At 62.7% G+C, this 26,771-nt stretch carries 27 protein-coding genes and 1 tRNA gene; 13 read left to right on the top strand and 15 right to left on the bottom strand.

The annotated features are described in order from the left end of the window. The first annotated feature begins 18 nt into the window (after positions 1–18). Both MHI61_RS09885 and MHI61_RS09880 read left to right on the top strand, forming a co-directional pair. The gene (locus MHI61_RS09885) at positions 19–996 is read left to right on the top strand and encodes a hypothetical protein (protein WP_239791855.1); all 978 of its coding nucleotides are present in this window, start codon (positions 19–21) and stop codon (positions 994–996) included. A gap of 276 nt (positions 997–1,272) precedes the next feature. Beyond that, the gene (locus MHI61_RS09880; RefSeq protein ID WP_239791854.1) at positions 1,273–1,638 is read left to right on the top strand and encodes a hypothetical protein; all 366 of its coding nucleotides are present in this window, start codon (positions 1,273–1,275) and stop codon (positions 1,636–1,638) included. A 285-nt stretch (positions 1,639–1,923) separates the two neighbouring features. Here MHI61_RS09880 and MHI61_RS09875 read toward each other — a convergent pair whose 3' ends face one another. From MHI61_RS09875 to MHI61_RS09865, 3 genes are read right to left on the bottom strand one after another with little or no spacing between them, the layout of a single operon-like run. Then, positions 1,924–2,322 carry a Fur family transcriptional regulator gene (locus tag MHI61_RS09875; RefSeq protein ID WP_004679676.1) on the bottom strand — a complete coding sequence of 133 codons (399 nt, stop codon included), beginning with the start codon at positions 2,320–2,322 and terminating at the stop codon, positions 1,924–1,926. Next, positions 2,319–3,134, bottom strand: a complete 816-nt coding sequence (locus tag MHI61_RS09870; protein WP_239791853.1) for an iron chelate uptake ABC transporter family permease subunit — start codon at positions 3,132–3,134, stop codon at positions 2,319–2,321. Before MHI61_RS09870 ends, MHI61_RS09875 begins: the two co-directional genes overlap by 4 nt. Next, on the bottom strand, positions 3,127–4,065 hold the full coding sequence (locus MHI61_RS09865; protein WP_239791852.1) for an ATP-binding cassette domain-containing protein: 939 nt from the start codon (positions 4,063–4,065) through the stop codon (positions 3,127–3,129). Before MHI61_RS09865 ends, MHI61_RS09870 begins: the two co-directional genes overlap by 8 nt. Before the next feature lie 101 nt (positions 4,066–4,166). Here MHI61_RS09865 and znuA point away from each other — a divergent pair, with 101 nt between their 5' ends. Both znuA and zigA read left to right on the top strand, forming a co-directional pair. Beyond that, complete coding sequence (gene znuA, locus MHI61_RS09860; protein WP_275593086.1) at positions 4,167–5,243, top strand: zinc ABC transporter substrate-binding protein ZnuA; 1,077 nt, start codon at positions 4,167–4,169, stop codon at positions 5,241–5,243. A 112-nt stretch (positions 5,244–5,355) separates the two neighbouring features. Then, entirely contained in the window at positions 5,356–6,561 is a 1,206-nt protein-coding gene (gene zigA / locus MHI61_RS09855; protein WP_239791851.1) for a zinc metallochaperone GTPase ZigA, read from the top strand. Positions 6,562–7,199: 638 nt separating this feature from the next. On the opposite strand, the gene MHI61_RS09850 is transcribed toward zigA, so the two are convergent. Next, a complete protein-coding gene (locus MHI61_RS09850) occupies positions 7,200–7,526 on the bottom strand; it encodes an RcnB family protein (protein WP_222139127.1) in 327 nt (108 codons plus the stop codon). 440 nt (positions 7,527–7,966) lie between these two features. Between MHI61_RS09850 and chrA (MHI61_RS09845) the strand changes: the two genes are divergently transcribed. The 3 genes from chrA (MHI61_RS09845) (at position 7,967) to MHI61_RS09835 (ending at position 11,133) form a co-directional block, all read left to right on the top strand. After that, entirely contained in the window at positions 7,967–9,199 is a 1,233-nt protein-coding gene (gene chrA, locus MHI61_RS09845) for a chromate efflux transporter (protein WP_239791850.1), read from the top strand. Positions 9,200–9,324: 125 nt separating this feature from the next. Then, entirely contained in the window at positions 9,325–9,708 is a 384-nt protein-coding gene (locus MHI61_RS09840; RefSeq protein ID WP_239791849.1) for a VOC family protein, read from the top strand. Between the two features lie 93 nt (positions 9,709–9,801). Beyond that, positions 9,802–11,133: a hemolysin family protein gene (locus tag MHI61_RS09835; protein ID WP_239791848.1), complete on the top strand. Its 1,332-nt coding sequence runs from the start codon at positions 9,802–9,804 to the stop codon at positions 11,131–11,133. Here the strand turns inward: MHI61_RS09835 and chrA (MHI61_RS09830) are convergent, their stop codons facing one another. Both chrA (MHI61_RS09830) and MHI61_RS09825 read right to left on the bottom strand, forming a co-directional pair. Next, the gene (chrA, locus tag MHI61_RS09830; RefSeq protein ID WP_239791847.1) at positions 11,134–12,555 is read right to left on the bottom strand and encodes a chromate efflux transporter; all 1,422 of its coding nucleotides are present in this window, start codon (positions 12,553–12,555) and stop codon (positions 11,134–11,136) included. A gap of 1 nt (position 12,556) precedes the next feature. Beyond that, complete coding sequence (locus MHI61_RS09825; protein ID WP_239791846.1) at positions 12,557–13,372, bottom strand: sulfurtransferase/chromate resistance protein; 816 nt, start codon at positions 13,370–13,372, stop codon at positions 12,557–12,559. A 290-nt stretch (positions 13,373–13,662) separates the two neighbouring features. Here MHI61_RS09825 and MHI61_RS09820 point away from each other — a divergent pair, with 290 nt between their 5' ends. Next, a complete protein-coding gene (locus MHI61_RS09820; RefSeq protein ID WP_097578902.1) occupies positions 13,663–13,980 on the top strand; it encodes a hypothetical protein in 318 nt (105 codons plus the stop codon). Between the two features lie 242 nt (positions 13,981–14,222). Here MHI61_RS09820 and MHI61_RS09815 read toward each other — a convergent pair whose 3' ends face one another. Next, entirely contained in the window at positions 14,223–14,525 is a 303-nt protein-coding gene (locus tag MHI61_RS09815) for a hypothetical protein (protein ID WP_239791845.1), read from the bottom strand. 535 nt (positions 14,526–15,060) lie between these two features. Here MHI61_RS09815 and MHI61_RS09810 point away from each other — a divergent pair. The 3 genes from MHI61_RS09810 (at position 15,061) to MHI61_RS09800 (ending at position 16,598) form a co-directional block, all read left to right on the top strand. Continuing rightward, complete coding sequence (locus MHI61_RS09810; RefSeq protein ID WP_239791844.1) at positions 15,061–15,249, top strand: hypothetical protein; 189 nt, start codon at positions 15,061–15,063, stop codon at positions 15,247–15,249. Positions 15,250–15,652: 403 nt separating this feature from the next. Next, entirely contained in the window at positions 15,653–15,946 is a 294-nt protein-coding gene (locus MHI61_RS09805) for a hypothetical protein (protein ID WP_239791843.1), read from the top strand. 46 nt (positions 15,947–15,992) lie between these two features. Next, positions 15,993–16,598, top strand: a complete 606-nt coding sequence (locus tag MHI61_RS09800) for a hypothetical protein (protein WP_239791842.1) — start codon at positions 15,993–15,995, stop codon at positions 16,596–16,598. A 336-nt stretch (positions 16,599–16,934) separates the two neighbouring features. Here MHI61_RS09800 and MHI61_RS09795 read toward each other — a convergent pair. From MHI61_RS09795 to MHI61_RS09760, 8 genes are all read right to left on the bottom strand, one after another. Next, positions 16,935–17,010: transfer RNA gene (locus MHI61_RS09795), tRNA-Lys, on the bottom strand. A 228-nt stretch (positions 17,011–17,238) separates the two neighbouring features. Continuing rightward, complete coding sequence (locus tag MHI61_RS09790; RefSeq protein ID WP_010034710.1) at positions 17,239–18,150, bottom strand: PhzF family phenazine biosynthesis protein; 912 nt, start codon at positions 18,148–18,150, stop codon at positions 17,239–17,241. 65 nt (positions 18,151–18,215) lie between these two features. Further along, on the bottom strand, positions 18,216–18,989 hold the full coding sequence (locus MHI61_RS09785; RefSeq protein ID WP_239791841.1) for an NUDIX hydrolase: 774 nt from the start codon (positions 18,987–18,989) through the stop codon (positions 18,216–18,218). Beyond that, entirely contained in the window at positions 18,986–20,095 is a 1,110-nt protein-coding gene (locus MHI61_RS09780) for an endonuclease/exonuclease/phosphatase family protein (protein ID WP_239791840.1), read from the bottom strand. Before MHI61_RS09780 ends, MHI61_RS09785 begins: the two co-directional genes overlap by 4 nt. 118 nt (positions 20,096–20,213) lie before the next feature. Beyond that, positions 20,214–21,233, bottom strand: coding sequence for an ABC transporter ATP-binding protein (locus MHI61_RS09775; RefSeq protein WP_239791839.1), 1,020 nt, complete (start codon positions 21,231–21,233; stop codon positions 20,214–20,216). After that, positions 21,221–22,915 (bottom strand): iron ABC transporter permease, encoded by a 1,695-nt coding sequence (locus MHI61_RS09770; RefSeq protein WP_239791838.1) that lies wholly within the window; start codon positions 22,913–22,915, stop codon positions 21,221–21,223. Before MHI61_RS09770 ends, MHI61_RS09775 begins: the two co-directional genes overlap by 13 nt. Positions 22,916–22,922: 7 nt before the next feature. Continuing rightward, the gene (locus MHI61_RS09765) at positions 22,923–23,900 is read right to left on the bottom strand and encodes an ABC transporter substrate-binding protein (protein ID WP_239791837.1); all 978 of its coding nucleotides are present in this window, start codon (positions 23,898–23,900) and stop codon (positions 22,923–22,925) included. Positions 23,901–24,045: 145 nt separating this feature from the next. Then, complete coding sequence (locus MHI61_RS09760) at positions 24,046–24,813, bottom strand: alpha/beta hydrolase (protein ID WP_239791836.1); 768 nt, start codon at positions 24,811–24,813, stop codon at positions 24,046–24,048. A gap of 188 nt (positions 24,814–25,001) precedes the next feature. Here MHI61_RS09760 and MHI61_RS09755 point away from each other — a divergent pair, with 188 nt between their 5' ends. Both MHI61_RS09755 and MHI61_RS09750 read left to right on the top strand, forming a co-directional pair. Next, positions 25,002–25,472: a MarR family transcriptional regulator gene (locus MHI61_RS09755; protein ID WP_239791835.1), complete on the top strand. Its 471-nt coding sequence runs from the start codon at positions 25,002–25,004 to the stop codon at positions 25,470–25,472. Positions 25,473–25,703: 231 nt separating this feature from the next. Beyond that, entirely contained in the window at positions 25,704–26,762 is a 1,059-nt protein-coding gene (locus MHI61_RS09750; protein ID WP_239791834.1) for an aldo/keto reductase, read from the top strand. Positions 26,763–26,771 lie beyond the last annotated feature (9 nt).

Here is a 26,771-nt window from a genome sequence, read left to right as displayed (position 1 = left end):
CCTGGGAGACGATTTGAAATGACCAGCAGAGCATCGAAATTCGGCGTCGCCGTTGCTTTCCTTCTGGCAAGCAGCAGCCTGACCATGGCAGCCCCGACGGTCGTTAATTGTAATTCCGCCATGCGCGGCACGCTCGAATACCGGCTGTGCATGCCGACCAGATCAATTCCCGCCGGCAGCAAATTCAACTCGAACGACAACGATCGCGGCAACCGAGGCATTGGCGGCGGCCAGAAGACATCGAGCACCAGCTCCACTGCCGAAACCGGTGGCAAGAGTGGCAGCGGCAGTCAGCTTGCGGATGATGGCGGAAATGACGCTGGTGACGACTCCGGTGGCAACACTGGCGACAATACCGGTGACGACAACGACCATGGCCACGACCATCACGGCGGCAAGGGCGGCAAAGATCACGATCATGGCAAAGATGGCCATGGCAAAGACAACCATGGTGGCAAGGACCGCGATCATCACGGTGACGACAAGGGCGGCAAGGACGGGCACGGCAAGGGCGGCCATGGCAAAGACAACCACGGCGGCAAGGAAGGTCACGGCAGGGGCGACAACGGCGGTTCCGGCAAGGGCGACAATGGCGGCTCCGGCAAGAGCGACGATGGCGGTTCCGATAAGAGCGACAACGGTGGCTCCGGCAAGAGCGACAATGGCGGTTCCGGCAAGAGCGACAACGGCGGCTCCGGCAAGAGCGATAACGGCGGTTCCGATAAGAGCGACAATGGCGGCTCCGGCAAGAGCGACAACGGCGGCTCCAGCAAGAGCGAGAACGGCGGTTCCGATAAGAGCGACAATGGCGGCTCCGGCAAGAGCGACAATGGCGGTTCCGATAAGAGCGACAACGGTGGCTCCGGCAAGAGCGATAATGGCGGTTCCGATAAGAGCGACAATGACGGCTCCGGGAAGAGCGACAATGACGGCTCCGGGAAGAGCGACAATGACGGCTCCGGCAAAGGCGGTTCCGGCAAGGGCGGACCGAACTGAACTTGTCATCGCAGAGACGCAAAGGGTGAGGCCGGTCTCCGGCCTCACCTTTCTTGGATCATCGGCTTGAACCTCAATCGGCGGCCGTTACCGTCCTGAAAAGAGACATGGCGGCGAACTCGACGGGCTGGGCTTCGTCGCCGGATTCCCGATCATAGTCCGGCAATCCACCTTGTGTTTTGCCGCCCGCGCTCGATATGAGTCTAATCGGCCAGACGCCGCTCCCCTGTTTAGTCCTGGGAACAGCGTGCCGGGCCCTGCCAGCAGGAGACTCTCATGGTCGAGGCGATCAACCCGATCTCCGCCACCGCCGCATCCGAGCCCACCAAGGTCGGAACCAGCACCTCGATCGGTTCGGAACCTGACAACGCCTGGGTCGCCGCCCGCCAGTCGCAGATCACCACCGATCGGCAGGCATCCCGAGAGATGGCGCAGAAGCAAAGCGCAAACGAGCTCATTCCCCATGCGGATCTGGCTGCTGAAGACGAAATGCATCAACGCAAATGGAGTGCGAGATCGCAGGATGAGAAAGAAGCCGGCGAAACTGCGGAACAACCGACCTTATCAGGCGAAAGCGAGCGGATCGGCACCCGTAACTTCGATGGCGACGCGCCCTTTGGTAAGCGCGAGGCGATCGTCTAGTTTAGTGTACGCAAAAGGACTATCTTCCTTCGCCAACAGAAGATCTGGCGAGGATGCTTCCCACCCGTCCTCATTCCTGTGCCCTCAGGGCTTTGCCTAAGGGATGTCACAGGAATCCAGTGCGCCCAAGTCCTTGGGCGCGAGAAACCCTTTGAAAAGTAACGGAGTCAGTCACCGCGCGGACGCGCGGTGGCTGGATTCCTGTGACAGGCACAGGAATGAGGTGGGGAGGTGAGCACTCCCCATCAAAATTCGCTCGGCGTGATGGGATAAGATGCCGACGACTTACGCCGCACAAGCCTCGCACAGACCGCGGATCTCGATCGTCGTCTTCTCCGGCTTGAACTTCTGCCCGCGAACCCAGGCCATCAGCCGGTGGTCGACCTCATGGTCATGGAACTCCATCACCTGGCCGCAGCTTTCACAGATGGCGAAGGCGACGATGCCGTGGCTGTGGCAATTCTCGCCGGGATGGGCGCAGGCGACGAACGAATTGATGCTTTCCAGCCGGTGCACGACGCCATATTCGAGCAGTTTCTCCAACGCCCGGTAGACCTGCAGCGGCGCGCGAAACCCATGATCGCGCAGCTTGTCGAGGATGGTGTAGGCGCTGAGCGGGCCTTCCGCCTTTTCGAGCACGTCGAAAACCAGCGACTGGTTCTTGGTGAGTTGCGGTGTCGTCATGAGCCTTGTCCTTGCGCGACCGCGCGATGGCGCCTGACGGGAAGCAGGCTGAGAAGGAAGAGAATGAGCGCCGCAACCACGATCGAAGGACCTGACGGCGTGTCATAGGTAAGCGAACCGAACAGCCCGCCGACGACAGCCGCCGCGCCGATCAGCGAGGCGAACACCGCCATGATCTCCGGCGTGACCGAGAAACGCCGCGCCGCAGCCGCCGGAATGATCAGCAGCGACGTGATCAGCATGATGCCGACGATCTTCATGGCAATCGCGATGACGACGGCCATCAACAGCATGAAGAACAGCCGCGCCCGCTCGGGTCTCAGCCCCTCGGCCTCGGCGAGCTCGGCATTGACGGTTGCCGCCAGAAGCGGCCGCCAGAGCCAGGCGAGCGCCGCGAGCACGAACAAGCCGCCGCCCCAGATCAGCGCGATGTCGGTCCTGGAGACGGCGAGTATATCGCCGAACAGGAAGGCGATGAGATCGATCCTGACCCAGCTCATGAAGGCGACCATGACGAGGCCGATCGCCAGTGTGGCATGCGAGAGGATGCCGAGCAGCGCATCGGCCGACAGCGCCTGACGCTTCTGCAGGAAAAGCAGCAGCACCGAAACGAGCGCGGCGACGGCGAAGACGGCGAGCGTCAGATTGAGTTCGAAAAGCAGCGACAGCGCCACGCCGAGCAACGCCGAATGAGCGATCGTATCGCCGAAATAGGCCATCCGCCGCCAGATGATGAAGCAGCCGAGCGGTCCCGTCGTCAGCGCCAGGCCGACACCGGCAAGGATGGCGCGCACGAAGAAATCGTCAAGCATGGCGGCCCTCCCCGCTACGGGAATGCGCGTGTTCATGACCATAATGAGTGTGCTCATCGGTGCCATGCGGATGCCCATCATGTGCGTGCTCATCGGTGCCATGAGCGTGCTCATGGGTTCCATGTGCGTGATGGCCGTCCTCGGGATGACAATGATCCGTCACGGAACCATCGGCATGGCGCACGCGCCCGTCCGGCAGATGCGTATGATCGTGGTGATGGCTGTAGACGGCAAGCGTCTGGGCAGCACGGCTGCCGAACAGGCGTACATATTCCGGGCTGCGGCTGACGGCCTCGGGCGTGCCGCGGCAGCAGACATGGCCATTGAGGCAGATCACCGTGTCGGTCTCCGCCATGACCACGTGCAGATCGTGCGAGATCAGCAGGATGCCGCAGCCGCTCGCGTTGCGGATCGATTTGATCAGGTCGTAAAGAGCAATTTCGCCGGAAAAATCCACGCCCTGCACCGGCTCGTCGAGCACCAGCAGATCGGGTTTGCGGGCGATGGCTCGGGCCATCAGCGCCCTTTGGAACTCGCCGCCGGAGAGATGCTGCACCTCCGCATCGATCATATGGGCGATGCCGGCAGCTTCGAGGGCTGCCTGCATGTCGCCCTGGGGCAACGGGCCGGTCAGCGTCATTAGGCGGCGCACCGACAGCGGCAGCGTCCAGTCGATCGAAAGCTTCTGCGGGACATAGCCGACCTTGAGGCCGGCCAGCCGCTCCACCCTGCCCTCATCCGGCTTCAAGACGCCGATCGCGGTCTTGGCGCTCGTCGATTTGCCCGAGCCGTTCGGCCCGATCAGCGTGACGATCTCGCCGCGCGACACGGAAAACTCGACGCCGCGCACCAGCCAGCGGCCGCCGCGCAGGACGCCGACATTGTCGAGCGAAACCAGCGGTTCGCCCTTCTTGTTTGCGGGAGAGAGCATCAAATTTTCCGACAGCGCTGTTGCATCCTGCTATTGCACACGTTATAGCATAACGCAATTGATGTAATAACATAACATTTGCAATTCAAGCGGAGCACCTGATGAAACGCGCCCTGTGGCCTCTGAAAACGTGGGCCTTCAATATCCCGGCAGTCCTCTCCATTCCAGCCCTGGCGGTCCCCGCTTTGCTCGTTGCCGGCAGCATGCGGGCCGCCGACGCGCCCGCCGTCGTCACCTCGATCAAGCCGATCCATTCGCTGGTTTCGGCGATCATGCAGGGCGTGGGCGAACCGGAGCTGATCGTCGATGGCGCAGCTTCCCCGCACACCTACAGCCTGAAGCCGTCGAATGCGCGGGCGCTTCAGGAGGCCAAAGTGGTTTTCTGGACCGGCCCTGGCCTCGAGGCCTTCCTCGAAAAGCCGCTTGAGGCGCTGGGCTCGGATGCGAGCGTCGTCGCGCTCGACAACGCCCCCGGCCTCGTCAAGCTGCCCTTCCGTGAAGGCGGCGCCTTCGAGGCGCATGATGACGGCGACCATGAAAATGCTTCCGCCGACGATCACGAACATGAAGCCGCCGTCACCGGACACGAGGATGGCCACGAACATGGGGAAAAACATGCGCATCACGACGATCATGAAGCGCATGAACACGGGCATGGCGCCTTCGATACGCATCTCTGGCTAGACCCGATGAATGCGAAGGCAATGGCGGCCGTGATCACCACGACGCTGGTCGCCGCCGACCCCGCCAATGCCCTGACCTATCAGGCCAATGCCAAGGCGCTGGATGACAAGCTGACGGCGCTGGACAAGGAGATCGCGGCCACTGTCGCACCCGTCAAGGACAAGCCTTTCGTCGTCTTCCACGACGCCTACCAATATTTCGAGCACCGCTATGGCATCCGCGTCGCCGGCTCGATCACCGTCAGCCCGGAAACCATTCCCGGCGCCGAGCGCGTCTCGGAAATCCACCGCAAGGTCGGCGAACTCGGCGCAACCTGCGTCTTTGCCGAGCCGCAATTCGAGCCGCGCCTCGTCAATGTCGTCATCGAGGGCACCAGCGCCAGATCCGGCGTGCTCGATCCCGAAGCGGCGACGCTGAAGGCCGGCCCCGATCTCTACTTCACCCTCATGCGCGGCATCGCCGAGAGCATGAAGGCCTGCCTCTCCAGCGCATGATTGCCGTGCAATCCCTGGAGAGAGCTGAGGCGGAAAGAGGCGGATGACCCCGTTCCGCCTTTTTTCGGTTCAAAGTACGTAATGATATAACATTAATATCGATGAGGTTCCCATGGACGACAGACTTCCGGTCACGGTGCTTTCCGGCTTTCTCGGCGCCGGCAAGACGACGCTGCTCAACCACGTGCTCGCCAATCGCGAGGGCCTGCGCGTCGCCGTCATCGTCAACGACATGAGCGAGGTGAATATCGACGCCGCCCTCGTGCGCGACGGAGGCGCCAATCTCTCGCGCACCGAGGAGCAGCTGGTCGAGATGACCAATGGCTGCATCTGCTGCACGCTGCGCGACGACCTTTTGAAGGAGGTCCGCGACCTCGCCAACCAGGGCCGCTTCGATTACCTGCTGATCGAATCGACCGGCATTGCCGAGCCGCTGCCCGTCGCCACCACCTTCGAGTTCCGCGACGAGAACGGAGAAAGCCTTTCGGATGTCGCGAGGCTCGACACGATGGTAACGGTGGTCGACGCCGCCAATCTGCTCGCCGACTACGCCTCCGCCGATTTCCTCGCCGACCGCGGCGAAACCGCAGGTGACGGCGACAACAGAACCCTCGTCGACCTGCTGGTCGAGCAGATCGAATTCGCCGATGTCGTGGTGCTGAACAAGATCGGCACGGCAAGCGAGGATGAGCGCGAGGCCGCACGCAAGATCATCATCGGCCTGAACCCCGATGCGAAGCTGATCGAGGCGAATTTCGGCAAGGTGGCGCTGAAGGACGTGCTTGGCACCGGCCGCTTCGATATCGACAGGGCCGAGACCCATCCGCTCTGGTACAAGGAGCTGCACGGTTTCAAGGACCATGTGCCGGAGACCGAGGAATACGGCATCCGCTCCTTCGTCTATCGCGAGAAGCGGCCGTTCCATCCGGCCAAGCTCCAGGCCTTTCTCGACAAGACCTGGCCGGGCGTGGTGCGCGCCAAGGGCTTCTTCTGGCTGGCGACGCGCCCGCACCATGTCGGCGAGATCAGCCAGGCGGGCGCGATCGTGCGCACCGGCAAGATGGGCCTGTGGTGGGCAGCCGTCCCCCGCGAACAGTGGCCGCAGGAGCCTGGCTTCCTCAACGCCCTCGGCCCCTATCTCGATCCCGTCTGGGGCGACCGTCGCCAGGAAATCGTCTTCATCGGCGCCGACCCGATGGACGAGGCCTGGATCAGGAGAGAATTCGATGCCTGCCTGGTGGACGGCGATGCCTTCATGCCGGAGCGCTGGCGCAATCTGCCTGATCCCTTTGCCAGTTGGAACAGGCAGGCCGCATGAAGGCGGCGGCGATCAAACCTTATCGCTGCGTCTGCGAGGAATGCGAGCCGTTGCCGCCGATCGAGGGACTGCATCCGTTGACGCATGAGCGGGAGGCTGAGGCCGAAAGGCCGAAGGGATTGCTGGGGATGATTGGGAGCGGGTAATATCGTCACGCCGGTGGGAGTGACGATCTATCTGTGCAGGAAACGCGTCTGATTTTGCGCAATCCGCGTTCCTCTCTCATTCCCGCGTCGGCATGCTGTGGCCACCCCCCTCTGCCCTGCCGGGCATCTCCCTCACAAGGGGGAGATCGGCAAGAGGCTGGCTCGCCGAGCTTTCTCCAACGTCGTGCAGGACACCAGTTCGCCATTGTTTGGGGAGACCATTGCGCCCAGCCGATCTCCCCACCTGTGGGGGAGATGCCCGGCAGGACAGAGGGGGTGCCACCGGCAGTCCCTCTCGTTCGCGTCTACGGCCGACGCCGCTCGCCACAAAGCCTGCCCCTGCTTCGTCATGCTCGGGCCTGTCCCGAGCATCTGCCTCCAGTCCGATAAGGCAGCAGATCCTCGGCACAAGGCCGAGGAGGACGCCGAACTGGGAGCGAAGCGCAAGACAAACAAGCGAAGGGCGGCCGAAGCCGCCCTCCTCACCCCTGATCAACGACCGACGATGACATTCGAAATGACGCCGTTGGTGATGCCGATCAGTAGGAAGTCGCGGTCGGCGCGGACCCAGCGATAACCGCGCGGCGGAGGGGCCAGCCGGTAGCGGCGGTAGTCGTTGACGTTGGAGAAGCGGCTGCGCTCGCTGGCGTTGACGCGGTATCCCTTCTTCCAGTGCGGCCGGACGACCGTCTTGTGGATGACCACCTTCTTCTGCACGACAACAGGCGGACGGCGATGATCGTCAGCGCTGGCCTGTGAGACGACCATCGGCGAGAGAAGGAAGGAAGCGGAAAGCAGAGCGGCAAAGATCTTTTTCATGTGGGGTTCCTCGTATTGGGCACGGGAGAAAACTATGCCTGAAAAGATGAACAGAAACTGAAAGTTAAATTAAACTTCCGTAATGAAATCTGTGACCTGCCAGGCGCTTCTTACGTTTTAGATGAAGCTTATACATCAACATTCGTGACCGCCCTCGCCTTCGAGGCCCCTGACGAGGCACCTCAGGATGCGGTCCAAGAGAAGCTGCGGCCGCCGCCGGAAACCGGAACTGCAAGACGCACCGTTCAGCCTTCACGGCACACCGACCCAAGGGCGGAGCCTCGAAGGACAGGACGGGTGACAAGACAAAGGCCAACCCAACCACCCCAAACGTTAGAATGCCATCTGCGCCTTGCCGCTCGCGCGGGAGCGTGTAGTTTCGGTCGCGCGTCAATTCAGAGAGGTCAGCAAGACATGTCCCCTTCCCGGCGGAGGCAACAATGAGCACTCACAACGATGCCCTGCCCGTTGCCGGAACTGCCGACGGCTCGCCGTTCGAGGTTTTCCGCGTCTTCCTCAAGCTCGGCCTCACGTCCTTCGGCGGACCGATAGCCCATCTCGGCTATTTCAGGGACGAACTGGTGGTGCGGCGCAAATGGATCGACGAGGCTGCTTATGCCGATCTGGTGGCGCTCTGCCAGTTCCTGCCGGGACCGGCCTCCAGCCAGGTCGGCTTCTCCCTGGGCATCCTGCGGGGCCGTGGCCTTGTCGGCGGGCTGGCCGCCTGGTGCGGCTTCACCCTCCCCTCGGCAATCATGCTCTTTGCCTTTGCACTGGGCGCCGCCGCCTTCACCGGGCCTGTCGCGGAAGGCCTGCTCCACGGGCTGAAGCTCGTTGCCGTCGCCGTCGTCGCACAGGCGATCTGGGGCATGGCGAAGAGCCTGACGCCGGACCGCGAGCGCGCCGGCATTGCGCTGGCGGCGGTCGCCATCGTCGTCTTCGTCGGCGGATCACTCGGCCAGATCGGCGCGATCGCGCTTGGAGCGGCGGCGGGGCTCGTTCTCTGTCGCGCCGATGCGCCCGCACTTGCCGGCCGTCTCGGCTTTCCCGTATCGCCACGTGCCGGCGCGATCGCGCTTATCCTCTTTGCCGCCTTCTTCCTCGTCCCGCCGTTTCTCGCCAATGCGACCGGCCATCAGGGGATCGCGCTCTTCGATGCCTTCTACCGCTCGGGTGCGCTGGTCTTCGGCGGCGGCCATGTCGTGCTGCCGCTGCTGCAGGTGGAAGTCGTCGCCCCCGGCTGGGTGACGAACGAAACCTTCCTCGCCGGCTACGGCCTGACGCAGGCCGTGCCGGGGCCGCTCTTCACCTTCGCGGCCTATCTCGGTACGGTGATGACACCCGCGCCGAACGGGTGGGCGGGCGCTGTCATCGCGCTTGTCGCCATCTTCCTGCCGGGCCTGCTCCTCGTCTACGGCATGCTACCCTTCTGGGATGGCTTGCGCACCCGCCCGGCGATGCAGGCGGCCATGCGCGGCGCCAACGCCGCCGTCGTCGGCATTCTGGGGGCGGCGCTCTACAGCCCGGTCTGGACGAGCGCTGTGCTTTCGCCGCAGGATTTCGCATTGGCGCTCACCGGCTTTCTGCTGCTCACCGTCTGGAAGGCGCCGCCGTGGATCATCGTCCTGCTGCTGGCGGCAGCTTCGGCCTCCCTCGCCGCGGCCGGCGCATAACGCCACGATCGGATTCGATTTTCGGAACGATTGGGCGCAGATTTGAAACAGGAGCGTCCCCCGCGCGTCCCGTCGGGCCGCCGCGTGCAGCGTTCCGCGACAGCGGAAACACCATGGAGGAAACCATGCCCGGCATCAGCATGCGTTATATCGTCGACGACGTCGACGCCGCGGTGGAATTCTACACCAGACATCTCGGCTTCTCCGTCGCGCTTCACCCGGCGCCGAGCTTCGCCATCCTGACCAGGGACGGCTTCCGGCTGCTCGTCAGCGGCACGACGGGTCCGGGCGGAGCCTCCCAGGCGATGCCGGACGGACGGAAGCCCGAGCCCGGCGGATGGAACCGCATCCAGATCGAAGTCGCCGACCTCGAGGCGGAGGTCACGGCACTGCGCCAGGCCGGCGCGCGTTTTCGCAATGAGATCGTGCAGGGCATGGGCGGCAAGCAGATCCTGCTCGATGACCCCGCGGGAAACCCGATCGAGCTCTTCGAAGCGCCGAAAAGATGAGCATAGCGGCATCGCAAGAACGACGGCTGCGCCTTGCCAGCCGTCCCCGAGCGTGTAGTTTCGGACTCGCGTCAATTCAGAGGTAGGCAAAATATGTCCGAATCCGCGGGCGGGCCCTTCGACTATGTCGGGATACTAGCCGTGTTCTTTCTCGTCGCCGCCAACGGCTTCTTCGTCGCCGCCGAATTCGCGCTTGTGTCGGTACGGCGCAGCCGGGTCGCCGAGCTTGTCGCGGCAGGGCGCATGAATGCCTCCGCGCTCCAGAGGGCCGTCGACAATCTCGACGCCAATCTCGCCGCGACGCAGCTCGGCATCACCATATCGTCGCTGGCGCTCGGCTGGGTCGGCGAGCCGGCGCTCGCCCATCTGATCGAGCCCCTGCTCTCCTGGCTGCCCGAACCATGGGCAGCGACCGGCGCCCATACGGTCGCGATCGTCGTCGCCTTCGTGATCATCACGGCGCTGCATATCGTGCTCGGCGAGCTCGCACCCAAAAGCCTGGCGCTGCAGCGCAGCGAGGCCACCTCGCTGGCCGTCGTGCGTCCGCTCGGGTTCTTCCTTGTATTGTTCAAGCCGGCGATCTTCACCCTTAACGGCATGGGCAACCTCGTGCTGCGGGCCGTCGGCCTTCGCGCCGGAACCGGAGAATCCTCGTTCCACTCGCCGCAGGAATTGAAATTGCTGGTTGCCGAAAGCCAGGAAGCCGGGCTTTTGAACCCGGTGCAGCAGCAATTGGTCGAGCGGGTATTCAACATCGGCGACAGACCGGTCTCCGACATCATGACCCCACGTCTCGACATCGAATGGTTCGATGCCGACGACAGCGAGGCGGAGATTCTGAAAACGATCCGCGAATGCAGCCACGAGCAGCTGCTGGTCGCCCGCGGATCGATCGACGAGCCGATCGGCATGGTGTTGAAGAAGGATCTTCTCGATCAGGTCCTCGATGGCGGCAAGGTCCGGCCGCTGGAGGTAATCAAGCAGCCCCTGGTGCTGCACGAGGGCACCAAGGTCGTGCGCGTCATCGACAGCTTCAAGGCTTCGCCCGTGCGCCTCGCCATCGTCGTCGACGAATATGGCAGCCTCGAGGGCATCGTCACCCAGACAGACCTGCTGGAAGCCATCGCCGGCGATTTGCCGGGCGCCGACGAGGAACCCGACATCATCGTTCGGGAAGACGGCTCGCTGTTGATCGACGCGATGATGCCGGCCTTCGACGCCTTCGAACGCCTGGGCCTCAAAGATCGCCCCGACGCCGACTTCCATACGCTCGCAGGCTTCGCGCTGCACCAGCTTCAGCACATCCCCGAAGCCGGCGAAACCTTCCTCTTCGACGGTTGGCGCTTCGAGGTGATCGACATGGACGGCATGCGCATCGACAAGATGCTCGCGACGCGCATTGCCGCCGAGGGGGCAGAGGCGTAATCAGTTCGTCGCCAGCGTCCAGACCATGCCGGCGGCGGCGCAGCTGAGCAGCGTCGCGATGACGGAGGTCTTGAACCGGAAGATCGCGATCGCGGCGACGGCAGACAGCGCCATTGCCGCCGGCACCGCCGATTGCAGCACCGGAATGTCGAGCCGCAGGCCAGCAAGGCGGACGACAGCAACGTCGGCAAACAGCGTGTGCAGGCCAAACCAGATGGCGAGGTTGAGAATGACCCCAACCACCGCCGCCGTTATCGCTGACATCGCCCCTGCCAGCGCGACGTTGCCACGCAGTTTTTCGATGAACGGCGCACCAAGGAAGATCCAGAGGAAACAGGGCACGAAGGTCACCCATGTCGTCAGGATCGCTGCAAGCGTGGCAGCCAGCATTGGATCCAGCGACCCTGGATTGCGATAGGCGCCCATGAAGCCGACGAACTGCACCACCATGATCAGCGGTCCCGGCGTCGTTTCGGCCATGCCGAGGCCATCGAGCATCTCGCCCGGCTTCAGCCAGCCGAAATGCTGCACGGCTTCCTGGGCGACGTAGGCGAGAACGGCATAGGCCCCGCCGAAGGTGACGACGGCCATCTTGCTGAAAAACAGACCGATCTCGGCGAAGACGCTGTCCGCACCGAAGACTGCGTAGACGGCAGCGACCGGAATGAGCCACAGGGCAAACAGCACCGTCGAGATGCGCAAAGACCAGGCGAGATTCGGACGCGCATGCGCCGGTATGGCCTCGCCCAGCACTGAATCGGCATCCGAAAGTACCGGCCCGCTGCCGGCCTTGTGCCCGCCGCCCGTCCTGAAGGCGGCAAGTCCGAACCGACCGCCGAAAAAGCCGATGATGCCGGCTGCAAGTACGATCAGCGGAAACGGCACATGAAGGAAAAAGATGGCGACAAAGGCTGCAGCCGCGATCGCGACCATGACCTTACTCCTCAAGGCCCGTCCGCCGATCCGAATGACAGCCTGCACGACGACGGCGAGCACGGCTGCCTTCAGACCGAAGAACAGGCCGGCGACGATGGCGACGTTGCCATAGGCGGCATAGATGTAGCTGAGGCCGAGAATCGACAGAAATCCCGGCAGAACGAACAATATGCCGGCAACAAGGCCGCCCAGGGTCCGGTGCATCAGCCAGCCGATATAAATGGCAAGCTGCTGCGCCTCGGGGCCGGGAAGCAGCATGCAATAGTTGAGCGCATGCAGGAAACGGTGCTCTCCGATCCATCGCTTTTCGTCGACGATGATCCGGTGCATGACGGCAATCTGACCGGCGGGGCCGCCGAAGCTCAGGGCCGCGACGCGGAGCCAGACCTTGAAGGCTTCGCCGAACGAAACGCCGTGATGACGCTCCTCGCCTGCGTGTTTCTCCGCCGTTTTGCCGGCCAACGCATTTCCTGTCATCTCGACCATCTCATGCCCGCTTCTTCGGAGTGGGCCAATTGTGGGTCTCATCGGTCGCATCGCGGCACCAGCGGAAGAAGGCGTCATAGAGAAGCATGCCGGCCTCGAGCTGCTCCAGATCGTCGGCGTACATCCTGGAGAGGCCAAGCGACGCGGCAAGGAGGCCGGGCGCCTCGGGCGCAAGATCGAGCCTTGCAGTATCGGCGGCCCGGATGATCCGCGCCAGGCGCAGGAGCGGTTCCGACCCCAACCCGAACTCTTCGACCATCACGTCGAAAGTGCAGAGCTCACCGCGATGGCTCCAAAACACCTCTTCGATATCGAAGGGTGTTGCCCCGAAGCGCGCGCCGACCTCCAGAACCTCGGTCGTCGGCACGAACAGGAACAAGGCGTTCGGATCGACGAAACGCCGGATCAGCCATGGACAGGCGATGCGGTCGATCTTCGGCCGCGCCCGCGTCACCCAGACCGTGCGTCCCTCGAGGTCGCGGCGCGGCAGCTTTTCCTCCGGTACCGCCAACCCCTCAGCGATCCAGGATTCGAAACCGCCTTGAAGAGTCTCGGCGTCGATTCCGGCATGGCGAAGATAAGCGGCCACACCATGGCTGAGCTTGCCGCCCCTCTGGCAGACCACGACGACGGCATCGGCCTCGACGCTGCCTGCCCAGGAGGCGACATCGGCATGGCTGCGCCGGACCGAGCCCGGCACCAGCCGAGGATCGAGCGCAAAGTCCTCTTCCGTGCGAACATCGATAATACAGGGCGCAGCCGGGGTTCCGATGAGCCGGCTGAGTTTGTCGGGAGAAATTTCAAGAAATGACGGCATGACGCGTCCTCCGTTAATCGGTTTACTGGACGCGATTCTTCAGCATGGCGCCTCGTGGGGTGATCGCGACCCCATGGCAAAATCATGCGCAAAGAGACCCACTCATGTCAAGCGCTCGGCCCACCAGGGCGGTGGTGCGCTGACATCGCCCACCGGCCGCGCCGCAGATTTAAGCGCCGATTCCGGCAGGCTGCAGGCGGAAATCCCTGATATTGCTCGCCTCGTGGCGCCAGAATGGAACAAAATGCTCTTTGCTCCATTTCTTTGTCACCGCAAGAGGAGAAAGTACCATGACGTACGACCCCAATAATGCCAACGACCCGAACCGCCCGCTGAATCCGAATCTGGATTTGCGCACGACTCCGACCGCGCGCACCAGCAATACGTGGGTTGTCTGGGTTGCTGCATTGGCCGTGATCGCTGTCGCTGCATTCGCCTATTCGCAGTGGAGCAGCACCCCCGGCACCTCCCCGGACACGACAGCCTCCACGACCCAATCCGAGCCGGCGCCGGCCAAGCCGATCGCTCCGACCGACAACAGCGCAACGCCCGCACCCGCACCGGCACCAGCCCCGGCCACGCCGCCGGCCGCCCCTGCCCAGCAGTAAGCGCAGCGTCGCAGAAAGAAGCCGACCCAAGGCCGGCTTCTTTTCCGCGGCGGGGCCTTGAACGTCGCCACGCAAGTCCTACCTAAGGACCAAGGAGTTTGTCTCTGACGGTTGACCACGGATGTACTGGCAGCCGTTGTCGAGACAAATCGAGGAAGGGTCGGTGCGAGTTTCGCCCGGCCTTTTTTCTTGCCCTATCGGTCGGCGCGCAAAGCATACCTTCTCGGTGCCCGCATCCGATCTTAATTAGGGATCCTGTTGTAGAAGGATTGGGGATCGTACACGCACTCATAGTCGAGAAGGCACATTTTGCCGTCCGCATCCCTGACCGTTGCCGTGTCGTACTTGTCACCGAGGTTGCACCTGGCCGGCGGATAACGGAAGCTGCGACCGCCGATCCCCATGCGCACGAAGACCTTCTTGTTCTGACGGATGATCTGCGCGAGCTCGCGGCAGCTTTGATCGCCCGCTCTGACCTCCGTTGCGCCTGCGGCAAAGGCCGGCAGCGGCAACAATAGAGCGACGGCAAAAACGACGATTCTCATGACCCCTCCGCTTGGTAAAGAAAGATAAGGCGCGCATAGACCGCCGCTGCCAGTCCTAAGCATGCGGCCCGCTTCGGCGCAAGACCCCGCCTTGACCTCTAATATGTCAATCTCATCAAGAGGTTTTTGGTGGGTGATGTAGGGCTCGAACCTACGACCCGCTGATTAAGAGTAATCAAAAAATCCTAGAATGCCTGCAAAACAAGGAATTCGGTTTCCAACGGCGGTGGTAAAAACCGCGAGAACTATCGTGAACAGATCGAGAATTGGAAACAGTTTCAAAGTGACTTTCAAAGCGATCCTCTGCAATCATCGGTGCCTATACGTATAAAAGGTCCGCCGGAGATGGCCAGCCAATCAGTTGCCACCAATAAAAGTCCGTCTGTTTTGATCATCCCCAAAAAGTTGCGATTGCAATCACAAGCCGTGTTGATAATCACGGAAGTGCTGGGGAGATAACATGCGCACAAGTATTTTCGTCGAGACCACTAAAGAAATTTTCTTTTCATTGATCGCCGCTTTGAGGCGCGCTTCCATGATCTACCAGAATGGCGGGCATGAAGACGAATGGGGCTATGCCTTCGCCGTCGGGGCGGTCACCGACATCAACACCAAGATGCCGATAACCGGGCATGTGATGCGCAAGATCATCGACGGCAAGTTTGTCCATCGTCAGATGACCGAGGAAGAGCGCGAGGACTTCGATTGCGGCCGCAGCTGGTAGCTTAAATCGAAAGAGACGCCGCCATCGCAGCCGTCTTTGGCGAAGTGAAGTGGATGCCATCCGTCGTGGGCGGAAACGGGCCACCGTGGATGTTGCTGTCGCGTGCTGTCATATCGGCGTCTGCCGCTTCGACTATCCCTGTCACATTGGGGAGACCAGCGCGAATGTCCGTGTTAAGCGGAGTGAGGTCCGCCATATTGCCATCCGTCTTCGTCGTCTGTCCATCCGTTGTTGCTGTCCGTTCGAGTGGTGATGGTTGACTGCCAAATCTTCGAAACCGGAGCACGAGCCGCAGCCACGCGTGGTTGACACCACCAGGCGAAAATTCTGGTATCGTGACGATTGGACCGCGCGATGAACATCGGCGTTGCCGAAACCGCCTCAGGCATTGGAGCGAAATTCCGTGACAAGATCAGGGAAAAGCGGAACGGTCGAACTGCCTAAGCACGTCCACCGCGTCACAAAGCGCCGCAAGAATGGCGCGGAGACAGTCTATACCTTCTATACCAAGTTCCGGAACACCGCCGCAGCATGGCCGTCCCTTGCCCTACCGGAGCCCGTGGAGCGTGACTTCCAGAGCCGTGTCGCCATCTGCGAAGCGCTTGAGCGCGACGACAAAGGTTTTCTGCTGGACGGCAAGCGGCTTCCCGATCACGCCGAAAAGGATTTTTGGCCGGCAAGCCGAAAAAGCCTTTGAAGCACTGCTCAAGCGCGGGCGGGAAGGCGTCAAAGATTTCAAGTCGATGGTCGAAATGTTCCAGGATGACGCTATTCCGTTCTGGTCGAGCCTGGCCGCCTCCACGCGCCGCGGTTACACTGCTTCCGGGAAAATGATAGTCGCGCTGGTCGGCGACGAGCTGCCCGCCGATCTGACGACCGTAGACGCCCAGCAAATGATCGATGAGCTCGGCGATACCCCTGCGACCGCCAACCAATTCCGCGCCTTCCTGTCCCGCCTGATGGCTTGGGGCGTTCCGCGCGGATACTGCTCGAGCAATCCCGTCGAGCACACTGAGAAAATCCCCGGTGGGGAGCCTTGGGTGCCGTGGCCGAACTGGGCTTTCGAAATCCTATTCGACCACGCGCCGTTTCACATGCAGATGATCGCCATGTCGGCATTCTTCACCGGACAGCGCCAGGGCGATGTCATCGCCATGGTGAAGCCGAAGGCCGGGGAAACGACAATCGCCGTCAAGGCCCAGAAGACGAAAAAGACGGTCTGGATCCCGATCCATTCGGCCTACCGGAAATGGATCGAGCGCGTTCAGGCCAACGACAGCGTCATGCCGGATCGCGGACGAAATATTACAAGACCGCCGACGGCTTCCGGACCGAATGGCAGAAGCTAATGGACGAGGCGCCTTTCAAGCGGTTCCGTGAGGAGCGGATCGTCTTCCACGGTCGCAGTCATCAATCTGCTGGAGGTTGGCTGCACAGAAAATCAGGTGGGCGCGATCTGCAACATGTCGGCGCAGATGGTTCAGCACTATGGCAGAGAGGTCGCTCTAAGGAGCTTGGCCAAGGATGCCATGAAGCTGATGGAGGCCCGATGGAGCGAGATCGAGCCGGCCGCTTTCAGGAACAGGAACGGAACGTGAATTGGAAACGGTTTCCAAGCTGCTGGAAACTGGGCAGCCGAAAACTTCTGCTGCGTTGCGAATTACGTAACGATATCAAGAGGTTTTTGGTGGGTGATGTAGGGCTCGAACCTACGACCCGCTGATTAAGAGTCAGCTGCTCTACCAACTGAGCTAATCACCCGTTCGCGCTTGGCTGCGCGGTGTGACGGGGCGTATAAACAGGATCGGCAGGCTTGTCCAGCGCATCGGCGAAAATTCTTTGGTTAATCTCAAAGATTTTTCCGCATGGCCGAAATGCAGCGCATGATCCTGAAAGCCGGCGCCGATCTTCGGAAAGGATTATGCGCAGATTCAAAGTGATAAAGCCTCCGCAGCGCGTCCTGCCGGACGCAGCGGCGCTCTCATGAAATCAAAGGTCGAGGGTGCCGCTGGCCAGCCGCACCGCCTGACCGCCGATCCGCGCGTTGGAAATCGCCCCGCCTTCGACGTCGATATGCAGGTGGATGAAAGAGGGGCGACCCATCTCGACGCCTTGCTCGATCATGATCGGGTGGTGCCCGTCCGTCAGCCGGTCGAAATGGCGGATGGCGCCGGAGAGTGCGGCTGCCGCCGCGCCGGTGGCCGGGTCTTCGACAATGCCCATGCCGCTGGCGAACATGCGCGCATGAAACTTCGCCACGTGGTTGACGCCGCCGCGGCAATAGACATAGGCCGAGGCCAGCGCGCCATCGACGAAGGGCACGATCTTTTCCCAGAGCTGGGGATCGAACTCCACCCGCTGCGCCGTGCCGACATCGTGCACCGGAATGAGCAGGAACGGCACCCCGGCGCTCCAGAGCGAAGGAACGTGATTTTCAAAGCCGATCTCGGTGACCTTCAACGATAAAGCATCGGCGATGCCGAGCTTATCGAGCGGCATGACGGCCTGCTGCGATTTGCGCGGCAGGTCGAATTCGGCAAAGCTCGCCTCGCCCTCCCTCAGCCGCACGGCGCAACGCACCGGACCGACATTTTCCTCGAGCACGGTAACGAGATCGACCGCCGCTGCGCCATGAGCCCGTTCGGCCAGCGCGATCGCCGTGCCGACGGTCGGATGGCCGGCAAAGGGCAACTCGCGGCCAGGCGTGAAGATCCGGAGCTTCGCAGCATAGGCGGGATTGGTCGAAGGCTGCACGAAAACCGTCTCGGAGAGATTGATCTCCCGGGTGATCGCCTGCATCGCCTCGTCGCTGAGATCGTCTCCGTCGAAGACCACCGCCAGCGGATTACCGGCAAGTTTCCGATCGGTGAACACGTCATAGACGCTGTAGCTTCGCGCCACATCGGCCTCCTTGAATCGATCATCGCGCCGTCAACCTGCCCGACCAAACGGTCGAGTGCAAGGCGCTAACGCCGGTTACCCTTTCCGAAATACCAGTCGATGACGGGCAGCATGGCGACGTTATAGGGATGGGCGGCGGGATCGGCCGAACGGATCGCCGCCGCACCTGCGATTTCCTTGTCCTCGGCGACCAGCATGTGGGCCTCGATCCGCTTCACCATCTCATCCGCCGTCAGGTCGAAGCGGAAGAGCCTGAGCAGCGTCACCGTGCGCCTGGCATGGCTGGCAAAGAGCCCTTCCGCCGCGACCGCGTCGGCCAGGTCCAGTCCGGTCTCCTCGTGAACTTCACGGCGCATATTGGCCTCGATGTCGCAGCGCCCGTCGATGATATCCTCCGGCTCCAGCGAGCCGGCCGCGAAATAGACCTGGCCGGGATTGGCGGTATGCGCCCCCATGCGGATCGCCACGAGGGCGCCGTCGGAGCTTTCGAGCACCGGATAGGCGAAGATGTGCAGGCCGCCCTGGCGCTGCGGCTGCCGGCGCCACCACATGAAGGCGGAAAATGGAGTGACGTAGCCCTCGCCCGCAATCCCCTCTTGGCTGAACGACAGCCGCTGTTGGAACACCAGGCGGCCGTCGAACAGCGCCGGGTTGGCGGCGGTTTCCTTCGCCCAGTTTTCACGGATCGCCGCTTCCTCGGCGGTGACGAAGGGATGGGTGCCGGGCAGCACACGCAGGTCGACGCCGGCGATCGGGAAAACCGTCGCTTCTGGCGGCCAGTCCACAAAATCATCGGAAATATCGCCGGTCGGAAATTTCATATTCAAATTCGTTTTCATGGGAGATCCAGTGTCATGACGACGGGGCAGTGATCGGATGCTTTCGGCCGGTCCCAGCCAGTGCGTGGATATCGCTCCACCTCCTGGCCTGGCGGAAAGACGGTGCGGAAGGGTTGGCCGTTGCGGATGATTTCGGGCAGACGGCCGCTATTATGGGCGGCAAGTGCCGGCGAAAGCCAGATATAATCGAGCTGGCAAAGGTGCTGCTCCTGCGGTCCGCGCGTGTGATAGAGCGTCCAGCGGTCAAGCGGCTGGCGGCGGCGCACGACATTTTCGGCAAAGCCGTCATGACTGAATACGTCGAGCGCGCTTTCGGCCTCTAGCTGATGCTCGAAACGATAACCGGCGCCGCGCCGGCCGACAACGTCGACGCGCTCCTGATAGTCGTTCATATCACCGCAAATGGCGAAGCTCTTCTTGGCGGTGCGGCCGGCGCCGAAGCTGTCCTCGATGATGCGGCGCACAGCGCGCGCCTCGGCGCGACGGACCGGCAGTGTCGATTGCCGCCCGTCCAACCCGTCGCGAGGATTGCCCATCGATTTGAAATGCACGACATAGAGCGAGAGCGGCCGGCCGCCGATCAGAAGATCGAGCTCCAGGCAATCGCGCTTGAAGATCTTGTCGTCGATGCGGTTGCTGAGCGCGAGGTCCTCATCGAAGAGATCGAAGTCGCGATAGGTCGTCATCGCATGACTTCTGATGTCCTTGAGCTCGATCTTCTGGCCGTCGCGCGTTTCCTCGCGCATCAGCACGGCCACGTCGATGCCGCGGCTGTCATTGCCCTCGACCAGGTATTTCTGCCTGTAGCCGTTTCCGACCATGCGGAAGAGATAGCCGTATTCGAAGGCCTGCAGGGCGGCCATATTGTCGATTTCCTGCAGGCAGAGAATATCGGCATCCGCATCGGCGATGGCGAGCGCCGTCATCTGCCTTGTGTCATCGGTAGCGGCGATCACCCGCGCCTGCTCGAGCTGCTGATAGACGCCCTCGCTGTTGACCTCGAAAAGCTTGATGACGCGGTCCTGGCGCAGCTGGTTGCGGAAGCCGGTGAAATCGAAACGGGTCAGCAGGTTTTCGACGTTGAAGGTGGCGAGGCGAAGCGACATGACGGGAATCCGGTTGCGGCGGTACCTTAACCGGCAATTGCCACAGGGAAAGGTGGCGGTACCAAGAAAGATGCGGACAACCGACCTCTTTGAGCCGAAATGCGATTGCCGGTGTCCATCAAAGCCGCCAGCCCGCGCGGATGATGGCACGTACCGCCTCGCCGGCCTCGACGACCACACGGCTGAAGGCGCGCAGCGTCTGGCCGTTGCCGAGGGTGAGCTTCACGGCGTAGCGCTCGCCCTCGAACAGCACGGATTCGACGATTGCCGGAGCCCCCTCGCCGCCGATGATCACGTCTTCCGGCCGCACGAGGATATCGGCGCCATCGGTGTTGGCGGCCTGCAGCGCGTCCTGCAGTTCGTCCCATTCCAGATGGCGTTCGCCGCCCATGACAGGCAGTGTCAGGATCGCGCCGCGTCCGATCAGGCCGCCGACGGTGCGGCCCTCCGGGCGGGCATAGATCTCGGCCGGCGGCGCCACCTGCAGCAGGCGGCCTTCGGACATGACGGCGACATCGGTCGCCAGCGCCATTGCCTCGCTCTGGTCATGGGTGACGTAGATCATCGTGGCGCCCGAGCGCTGGTGAAATTCGCGGAAAGTCTCTTCCATCTCCTGCTTGAGGTGCCGGTCGAGATTGGCGAGCGGCTCGTCGAGCAGCACGACATCGGGCGACGTCACCAGGCAGCGGGCGAGCGCGACGCGCTGGCGCTGGCCGCCGGAGAGATCGGCCGGCCGCCGGCCGGCATAATCGGCAAGCCGCACGGTGGAAAGCGCCTCGCCGACCTTCGCCCGGTAGGCCTCGCCCGAGACGCCACGCACCTTCAGGGGATAGCCGACATTGTCGGCGACGCTCATATGCGGCCAGAGCGCATAGGACTGGAAGACCATCGCCATGTTGCGCTTCTCGGGCGGCAGCGATTGGGCAGCATCGGCAAGCAGCCGCTCGCCGAGATGGATCGAGCCGTCGGACGGCGTCTCGAAACCGGCGATCATGCGCAGAACCGTCGTCTTGCCGCAGCCGGAAGGCCCGAGCAGCGCCAGGAAGCCGCCCTCGCGCACATCGAGCGAGAAATCGCTGACGGCCGCGCGGCCGGTGCCGAAATCCTTGGCCACCCGGTTGAGGATCAGTTTCGCCATGGGACCACCCCTTTCGGCAGGTGTTTCGCCAGGAGTTCCAAAAGCAGCATCATGACGACGACCATCAGGACGACGAGCACTGAGAGCGCCGAGGCAAGGTCGGAGCTGCCGCTGTCGTCGAGATTGTAGATGGCGACGCCGAGCGTCTGGGTTCCGGCCGACCAGAGGAGTACGGAGATCGTCAGCTCGTTGCAGGCGATCAGGAAGACGAGGATGACGGAAGCCCCGGCGGCGGGCGCAATCAGCGGCACGATGATATCGGAAAGCCGCCGGAAGAAGCCGGCGCCGGAAAGCCGCGCTGCCTCCTCCAGCGCCGGATCGAGCTGGTGGAAGGCGCTGACCACGGGTTTCAGGCTAACGGCGAAGAAGGAAGAGAAATAGGCGATGAGGATGATCCAGATCGTGCCGTAGAGCGAGATGTGGAGGAAGGGGATAGGCGCTGCGAAAACCAGGATGAAAGCGACCGCCATGACGATGCCGGGCAGCGAATAGGGTATCTCGATCAGGCTCGCGATGATGCGGGACGCCGCATCCTTGCGCCGCGTCAGCATATAGGCCGCAAGCACGGTCACCACCAGGAGACACAGGGCGGTGGCGCCTGCAAGCGAGATCGAGTTGACGAAAGCCGTGCGCGTCACCGCCTGCCGGAAGAGAATCTCCTCGAAGGCATGCAGCGACATGGTCTTGAAGGTGAGCGGCACGCCGTAGGCCGGAACCAGCGCGCCGGCGACGAGCGCGAAGAAGGGTGCGGCGAGCATGAAGAACAGGATCGCCCAGAGGAGCGGCGTGAACGCGAACCGCCACGCGCCGAGCTCGAAGGCGGCGCTCGCCCCGGACAGGCCGATGACGCGGTAATCGCGGCCTCTGAGCGCCCGGTCCTGGATCATCAAGCCCGCCACCGAGATCATCGCGATGATCGCCGACAGCACGGCGACATCGCCGAAGGTGCGGCTGGTGAAGGCGGAAAACTTGGTGAAGATCAACGTCGGGAGCGTGAAGATCGAGGCGGGAATGCCGAGAATGGCGGGAATGCCGAAATTGCCGGTGCAGGAGACGAAGGAGATCGCAGCACCCGCGATGATGCCGGGCAGCGACAGAGGCAGGATGATGTCGCGAAACACCCGAAAGCTGGAGGCGCCGGAAAGCCGTGCGGCCTCGACGCCGTCGCGCGGCAGCGTCATCAGCCCGGCGCGGAGCGCGAGATAGACGAGCGGCGCATGCTGGACGCCATAGAGCAGCGCGATGCCGCCGACCGAATAGAGCGGCTGCGGCGAGCCGAGCGGCGGAGCGATCGCGAGCGCCTTCAGCAGCGGGCTCGACGGCCCCGACATCTGCACCCAGGCAAGGGCCGTCACCTGCGGCGGGATCATCATCGGCAGCACGAAGAAGAAGCTGAGCAGACCCTTGCCGCGGATGTCGGTCAGCGTCAGCAGGAAGGCGAAGAGGCAGCCGATGAGAAGCGAGACGATCGTGCCGAGTACCGAGGTGACGACGGTGTAATAGGTGGCCCGCCAGAGCGCCGGGTCGGCGAGCACATCGGTGACGCCGCCGCTGGCAAACGCCGCGATCCCGGCTATGGCAAGGCGGGCGAGCGGCAGCACGCTGAGGATGAGCACGGTAATGACGATAAAAGGAAACAGCCAGGCGGGTTGGCTGTTTCCTGCTCTGACATAGCCTGGCATGAAGAGATCAGTTCGAGCCGTAGATGCCCGAGAAGGTCTTCAGATCCTGGTCGGTATTCTTCAGCGCTTCAGCCGCATTGACCGGCAGGACCTTGATCGTGTCGCGCGCCGGGAAGCCTTCCGGCACCTTCATGCCGTTGCGGGCCGGGATATAGCCGAGTTTAAGGAAGCCTTCCTGGCCCTTTTCGGAGAGCACGTAATCGACGAACTTCTTGGCGGCCTCGGCATTCTTGCTGCTGGCGAGGATGCCGACCGGCTCGGTGACGGCGGAAACGCCGTCGCTCGGGAAGACGAATTCGACCGGAGCACCCTTGGCCTTCTCGCGGATCGGCAGGTAGTCGACGACCATGCCGTAAGCCTTCTCACCCGAGGCGACCGACTTCAGCACGGCGCCATTGCCGCCGGCGGCAATCGCGCCGTTTGCCTGAAGCGACTTGTAGAAGTCCCAGCCGAGGCCGGGAACGGCGGCAAGCGTCTGTGCATGGATGAGGGCCGCACCCGAAGCAAGCGGGCTCGGCATGGTGACGAGGCCCTTGGCTTCCGGCTTGGCCAGATCCTTCCAGCTCGCAGGCTTCATGCCGGCCGAGGTGTTGTACATGATGCCGGTGGTGATCAGCTTGGTCGAGTAATAGTAGCCGTCGGCGTCATAGAGCGTGGCGTCGTATTGGGCGGCTTCCGGCGACTTGTAGGCGAGCAGCTTGCCCTCTTCCTTCAGACGCTCCAGCGTCACCATGTCGGCGATCAGGAGAACGTCGGCGACCGGGTTGCCGGCCTGGATCTCGGCCTGCAGCTTGGCCATGATCTTCGGCGTGCCGTCGCGCACCCAGTCGACCTTGATATCGGCATTGGCGGCCATGAAGCCATCGACCGTCGCCTGCGCGTCTTCGTTCGGCTGGCTGGTGTAGAGAACGAGGTTTGCGGCCGAAGCCGGAATGGCAAAAAGGCTCGCGGCGAGAAGGGCGGCGGCGGAAACGATCGTTTTCATGGGAGGGGTCCTCGGGATTGCGTCACCCCTCCCTTATTAGGGGTCGTTGACAGCGATGTGACAGGCCGCCGCAGGTTAAAAATCGCCGCCATGCCGCCGGTGCAGCAAGGCCACGGCGCTCTCGCGGCGTGGCCCCTGGAAATGGTTACTTCGCAGCTTCTTCGATCAGTTCGGCAACCTTGTCAGGATGCGACACCATCACGACGTGGGAGGCGCCATCGACGACGACGGTCCGCTTGGACCCTGCCCGCTCGGCCATGAAGCCGAGGGCTGCGGCCGGGATATTCTTGTCGCCGGTGCCGTAGACGAACCACGACGGCAGCTTCTTCCAGGCCGGCGCGCCGGATTTGTCGGTGAGCGCCGCCTCGGTGACCGGGCGTTGGCCAGCCGCCATCAGGGCCGCCTGTTCGGCCGGCACGTCGCTGGCGAACTGATCATGGAACTTCGCCTGGTCGATATAGAGATCAACACCGCCGCTGCTGAGCTTTACCGGGGCCGCCAGCGCTCCGCTCAGCGTGCCGCCCGGAAACTTGCCGGCAAGATCGGCAACCGATTCCCCTGCATCGGGCGCGAAGGCCGCGACATAGACCAGCGACTTGACGTTGTTATGGCCGTTCGCCGCGGTCGAAATGACCTGGCCCCCATAGGAATGGCCGACGAGGACCACGGGGCCGGCGATGCTGCCGACGACGTCGGAGACATAGGCAGCGTCATTGGCAACGCTGCGCAGCGGATTGGCAGCCGCCACGACCGGGAAGCCGTCCTTGCGCAGGATTTCGACGACGCCGTTCCAGCTGGACGAATCGGCAAAAGCGCCATGGACGAGGACGACGGTCGGCTTGGCCGGCTGAGCAACGGCAGCACCGGAGAACAGAGCGCCCGCCAGGGCGACGGCAGCAGCAAACTTGAACATTGGTCATTTCCTTTCGTCGGTTGAGTGTCAGAGGAGCCGAAGCGGGTTTACGTGCTTTTCGGCTCTTTTTGTCATTTAGTTTGTATGCGATTTCTTTGTACACGATATATCTAAGCCATCCCTTTCGGCGCGTCAATAGCTTGCAAACAGATCGCGCACAAATTATATTGAAGCCGAAGGAGAGCGTGATGAAAGACACCACATCGAATGATCTCGTCGACGTGCCCCAGATCGATGAAATGCTTTGCTTTTCGATCTATTCGGCCGGCCACGCCTTCAACCAGCTTTACCGCCCGCTGCTCGACGAATTGGATCTCACCTATCCGCAATTCCTCGTCATGACAGCTCTATGGGCGCGAGACGACCGCACGGTGAAGGATCTCGGCGAGACGCTTTTCCTCGATTCCAGCACCCTCACCCCGCTGCTGAAGCGGCTGGAAAATGTCGGCCTCGTCACCCGCAACCGGAATCCCGCCGACGAACGCCAAGTGCTCCTGCGCCTGACGAAAGAGGGACAGGCCCTGAAAAGCCGCGCCACCCACGTGTTCGACTGCATCGGCAAAGCCGTCGGCCTCGACGCCGAGACCCTCGACAATATCCGGGACACGATCGCTTTGATCCGCGACACCATTCACAACAGGGATAAGGACGAGGCCTGACCCTGGCAGGCACCCTGCGTCGCTGCGCCAAACGATTTTCTTCGACAAGCCGGTGGCATCTTGTACGATCCGTCTGCTGCCGCCGCGCGCGATCGGTCATTACCGTCACGCGGCGCGAAGATGCCGGCGCCCGCCATCTTGCCTGAGCCTCACGCAGGCGTGAACGCGCCGCCATTGCCATTCGGTCGCGCTGAGGTACGTCAATCCTGTTTTGATGAAGGAGGAGTTTTTATGGAATATCGTCTGCTCGGCCGCTCCGGCCTGAAAATCTCGACTTTGACCATGGGCACGATGACCTTCGGCGGCGTCGGCTGGGCGAAGATGGTCGGCGATCTCGGCGTCTCCGAGGCGAAGAAGATGATCGATATCTGCATTGATGCCGGCATCAATCTGATCGACACCGCCAACGTCTATTCATCAGGCGAATGCGAAAACATCATCGGCGAGGCGCTCGCCGGCAAGCGGCCGCAGGGCGTGTTGCTCGCCACCAAGGCCCGCTTCGGCATGGGCGACGGTCCGAACGACCGCGGCCTCTCGCGCTACCACCTGATCCGCGAATGCGAGGCGAGCCTGAAGCGCCTGAAGACCGATGTCATCGACCTCTATCAGGTGCATGAATGGGACGGCCAGACGCCACTCGAAGAGACGATGGAAGCGCTCGACACGCTCATCAAGCAGGGCAAGGTGCGCTATGTCGGCTGCTCGAACTATTCCGGCTGGCACATCATGAAGGCGCTTGGGCTCGCCAACGAGCACCGCTACCAGCGCTTCGTCAGCCAGCAGATCCACTATACGCTCGAATCCCGCGACGCCGAATACGAGCTGCTGCCGATCTCGATCGACCAGGGCCTCGGCGTGCTGGTCTGGAGCCCGCTGGCCGGCGGCCTGCTCTCCGGCAAGCACCGCCGCAACCAGGCTGCCCCCGAGGGGACCCGCCAGTTCGCCGGCTGGACCGAGCCGCCGATCCGCGACGAAAACCGCCTCTGGAACATCGTTGAAACGCTGGTGGCGATCGGCGAAGAGCGCGGCGTCTCGGCCGCGCAGGTGGCGCTCGCCTGGCTGATCGGCCGCAAGGCGGTGACTTCAGTGATCATCGGCGGGCGCACCGAAGCCCAGTTCCGCGACAACATCGCCGCTGCCGAGCTGAAGCTCACCGATGACGAGCGCAAACGCCTGGACGCCGTCAGCCTGCCGCCGGTCCTCTACCCCTATTGGCACCAGCTGAACACGGCAAGCGACCGGTTGAGCGAGGCCGATCTCGAACTCTTCGGCCCGCATCTCCGGCAATAGCGCCGGACG

The sequence above is a fragment of the Rhizobium sp. K102 genome, from assembly GCF_022385315.1.
GTDB lineage: Bacteria > Pseudomonadota > Alphaproteobacteria > Rhizobiales > Rhizobiaceae > Rhizobium > Rhizobium croatiense.
This window is presented reverse-complemented; position numbering and strand designations above follow the sequence as displayed.

What these genes read in the sequence shown, in the direction of transcription:
- zigA (WP_239791851.1), top strand. Translation starts at nt 5,356, where the DNA reads ATGGACGACAGACTTCCGGTCACGGTGCTTTCCGGCTTTCTCGGCGCC.
- MHI61_RS09780 (WP_239791840.1), bottom strand. Translation starts at nt 20,095, where the DNA reads ATGTCGCTTCGCCTCGCCACCTTCAACGTCGAAAACCTGCTGACCCGT.
- MHI61_RS09815 (WP_239791845.1), bottom strand. Translation starts at nt 14,525, where the DNA reads ATGAGAATCGTCGTTTTTGCCGTCGCTCTATTGTTGCCGCTGCCGGCC.
- MHI61_RS09885 (WP_239791855.1), top strand. Translation starts at nt 19, where the DNA reads ATGACCAGCAGAGCATCGAAATTCGGCGTCGCCGTTGCTTTCCTTCTG.
- MHI61_RS09775 (WP_239791839.1), bottom strand. Translation starts at nt 21,233, where the DNA reads ATGGCGAAACTGATCCTCAACCGGGTGGCCAAGGATTTCGGCACCGGC.
- MHI61_RS09785 (WP_239791841.1), bottom strand. Translation starts at nt 18,989, where the DNA reads ATGAAAACGAATTTGAATATGAAATTTCCGACCGGCGATATTTCCGAT.
- MHI61_RS09840 (WP_239791849.1), top strand. Translation starts at nt 9,325, where the DNA reads ATGCCCGGCATCAGCATGCGTTATATCGTCGACGACGTCGACGCCGCG.
- MHI61_RS09770 (WP_239791838.1), bottom strand. Translation starts at nt 22,915, where the DNA reads ATGCCAGGCTATGTCAGAGCAGGAAACAGCCAACCCGCCTGGCTGTTT.
- MHI61_RS09865 (WP_239791852.1), bottom strand. Translation starts at nt 4,065, where the DNA reads ATGCTCTCTCCCGCAAACAAGAAGGGCGAACCGCTGGTTTCGCTCGAC.
- MHI61_RS09835 (WP_239791848.1), top strand. Translation starts at nt 9,802, where the DNA reads ATGTCCGAATCCGCGGGCGGGCCCTTCGACTATGTCGGGATACTAGCC.
- MHI61_RS09875 (WP_004679676.1), bottom strand. Translation starts at nt 2,322, where the DNA reads ATGACGACACCGCAACTCACCAAGAACCAGTCGCTGGTTTTCGACGTG.
- MHI61_RS09825 (WP_239791846.1), bottom strand. Translation starts at nt 13,372, where the DNA reads ATGCCGTCATTTCTTGAAATTTCTCCCGACAAACTCAGCCGGCTCATC.
- MHI61_RS09820 (WP_097578902.1), top strand. Translation starts at nt 13,663, where the DNA reads ATGACGTACGACCCCAATAATGCCAACGACCCGAACCGCCCGCTGAAT.
- znuA (WP_275593086.1), top strand. Translation starts at nt 4,167, where the DNA reads ATGAAACGCGCCCTGTGGCCTCTGAAAACGTGGGCCTTCAATATCCCG.
- MHI61_RS09880 (WP_239791854.1), top strand. Translation starts at nt 1,273, where the DNA reads ATGGTCGAGGCGATCAACCCGATCTCCGCCACCGCCGCATCCGAGCCC.
- MHI61_RS09850 (WP_222139127.1), bottom strand. Translation starts at nt 7,526, where the DNA reads ATGAAAAAGATCTTTGCCGCTCTGCTTTCCGCTTCCTTCCTTCTCTCG.
- MHI61_RS09760 (WP_239791836.1), bottom strand. Translation starts at nt 24,813, where the DNA reads ATGTTCAAGTTTGCTGCTGCCGTCGCCCTGGCGGGCGCTCTGTTCTCC.
- chrA (WP_239791847.1), bottom strand. Translation starts at nt 12,555, where the DNA reads ATGGTCGAGATGACAGGAAATGCGTTGGCCGGCAAAACGGCGGAGAAA.
- chrA (WP_239791850.1), top strand. Translation starts at nt 7,967, where the DNA reads ATGAGCACTCACAACGATGCCCTGCCCGTTGCCGGAACTGCCGACGGC.
- MHI61_RS09755 (WP_239791835.1), top strand. Translation starts at nt 25,002, where the DNA reads ATGAAAGACACCACATCGAATGATCTCGTCGACGTGCCCCAGATCGAT.
- MHI61_RS09750 (WP_239791834.1), top strand. Translation starts at nt 25,704, where the DNA reads ATGGAATATCGTCTGCTCGGCCGCTCCGGCCTGAAAATCTCGACTTTG.
- MHI61_RS09765 (WP_239791837.1), bottom strand. Translation starts at nt 23,900, where the DNA reads ATGAAAACGATCGTTTCCGCCGCCGCCCTTCTCGCCGCGAGCCTTTTT.
- MHI61_RS09800 (WP_239791842.1), top strand. Translation starts at nt 15,993, where the DNA reads ATGGTCGAAATGTTCCAGGATGACGCTATTCCGTTCTGGTCGAGCCTG.
- MHI61_RS09810 (WP_239791844.1), top strand. Translation starts at nt 15,061, where the DNA reads ATGATCTACCAGAATGGCGGGCATGAAGACGAATGGGGCTATGCCTTC.
- MHI61_RS09870 (WP_239791853.1), bottom strand. Translation starts at nt 3,134, where the DNA reads ATGCTTGACGATTTCTTCGTGCGCGCCATCCTTGCCGGTGTCGGCCTG.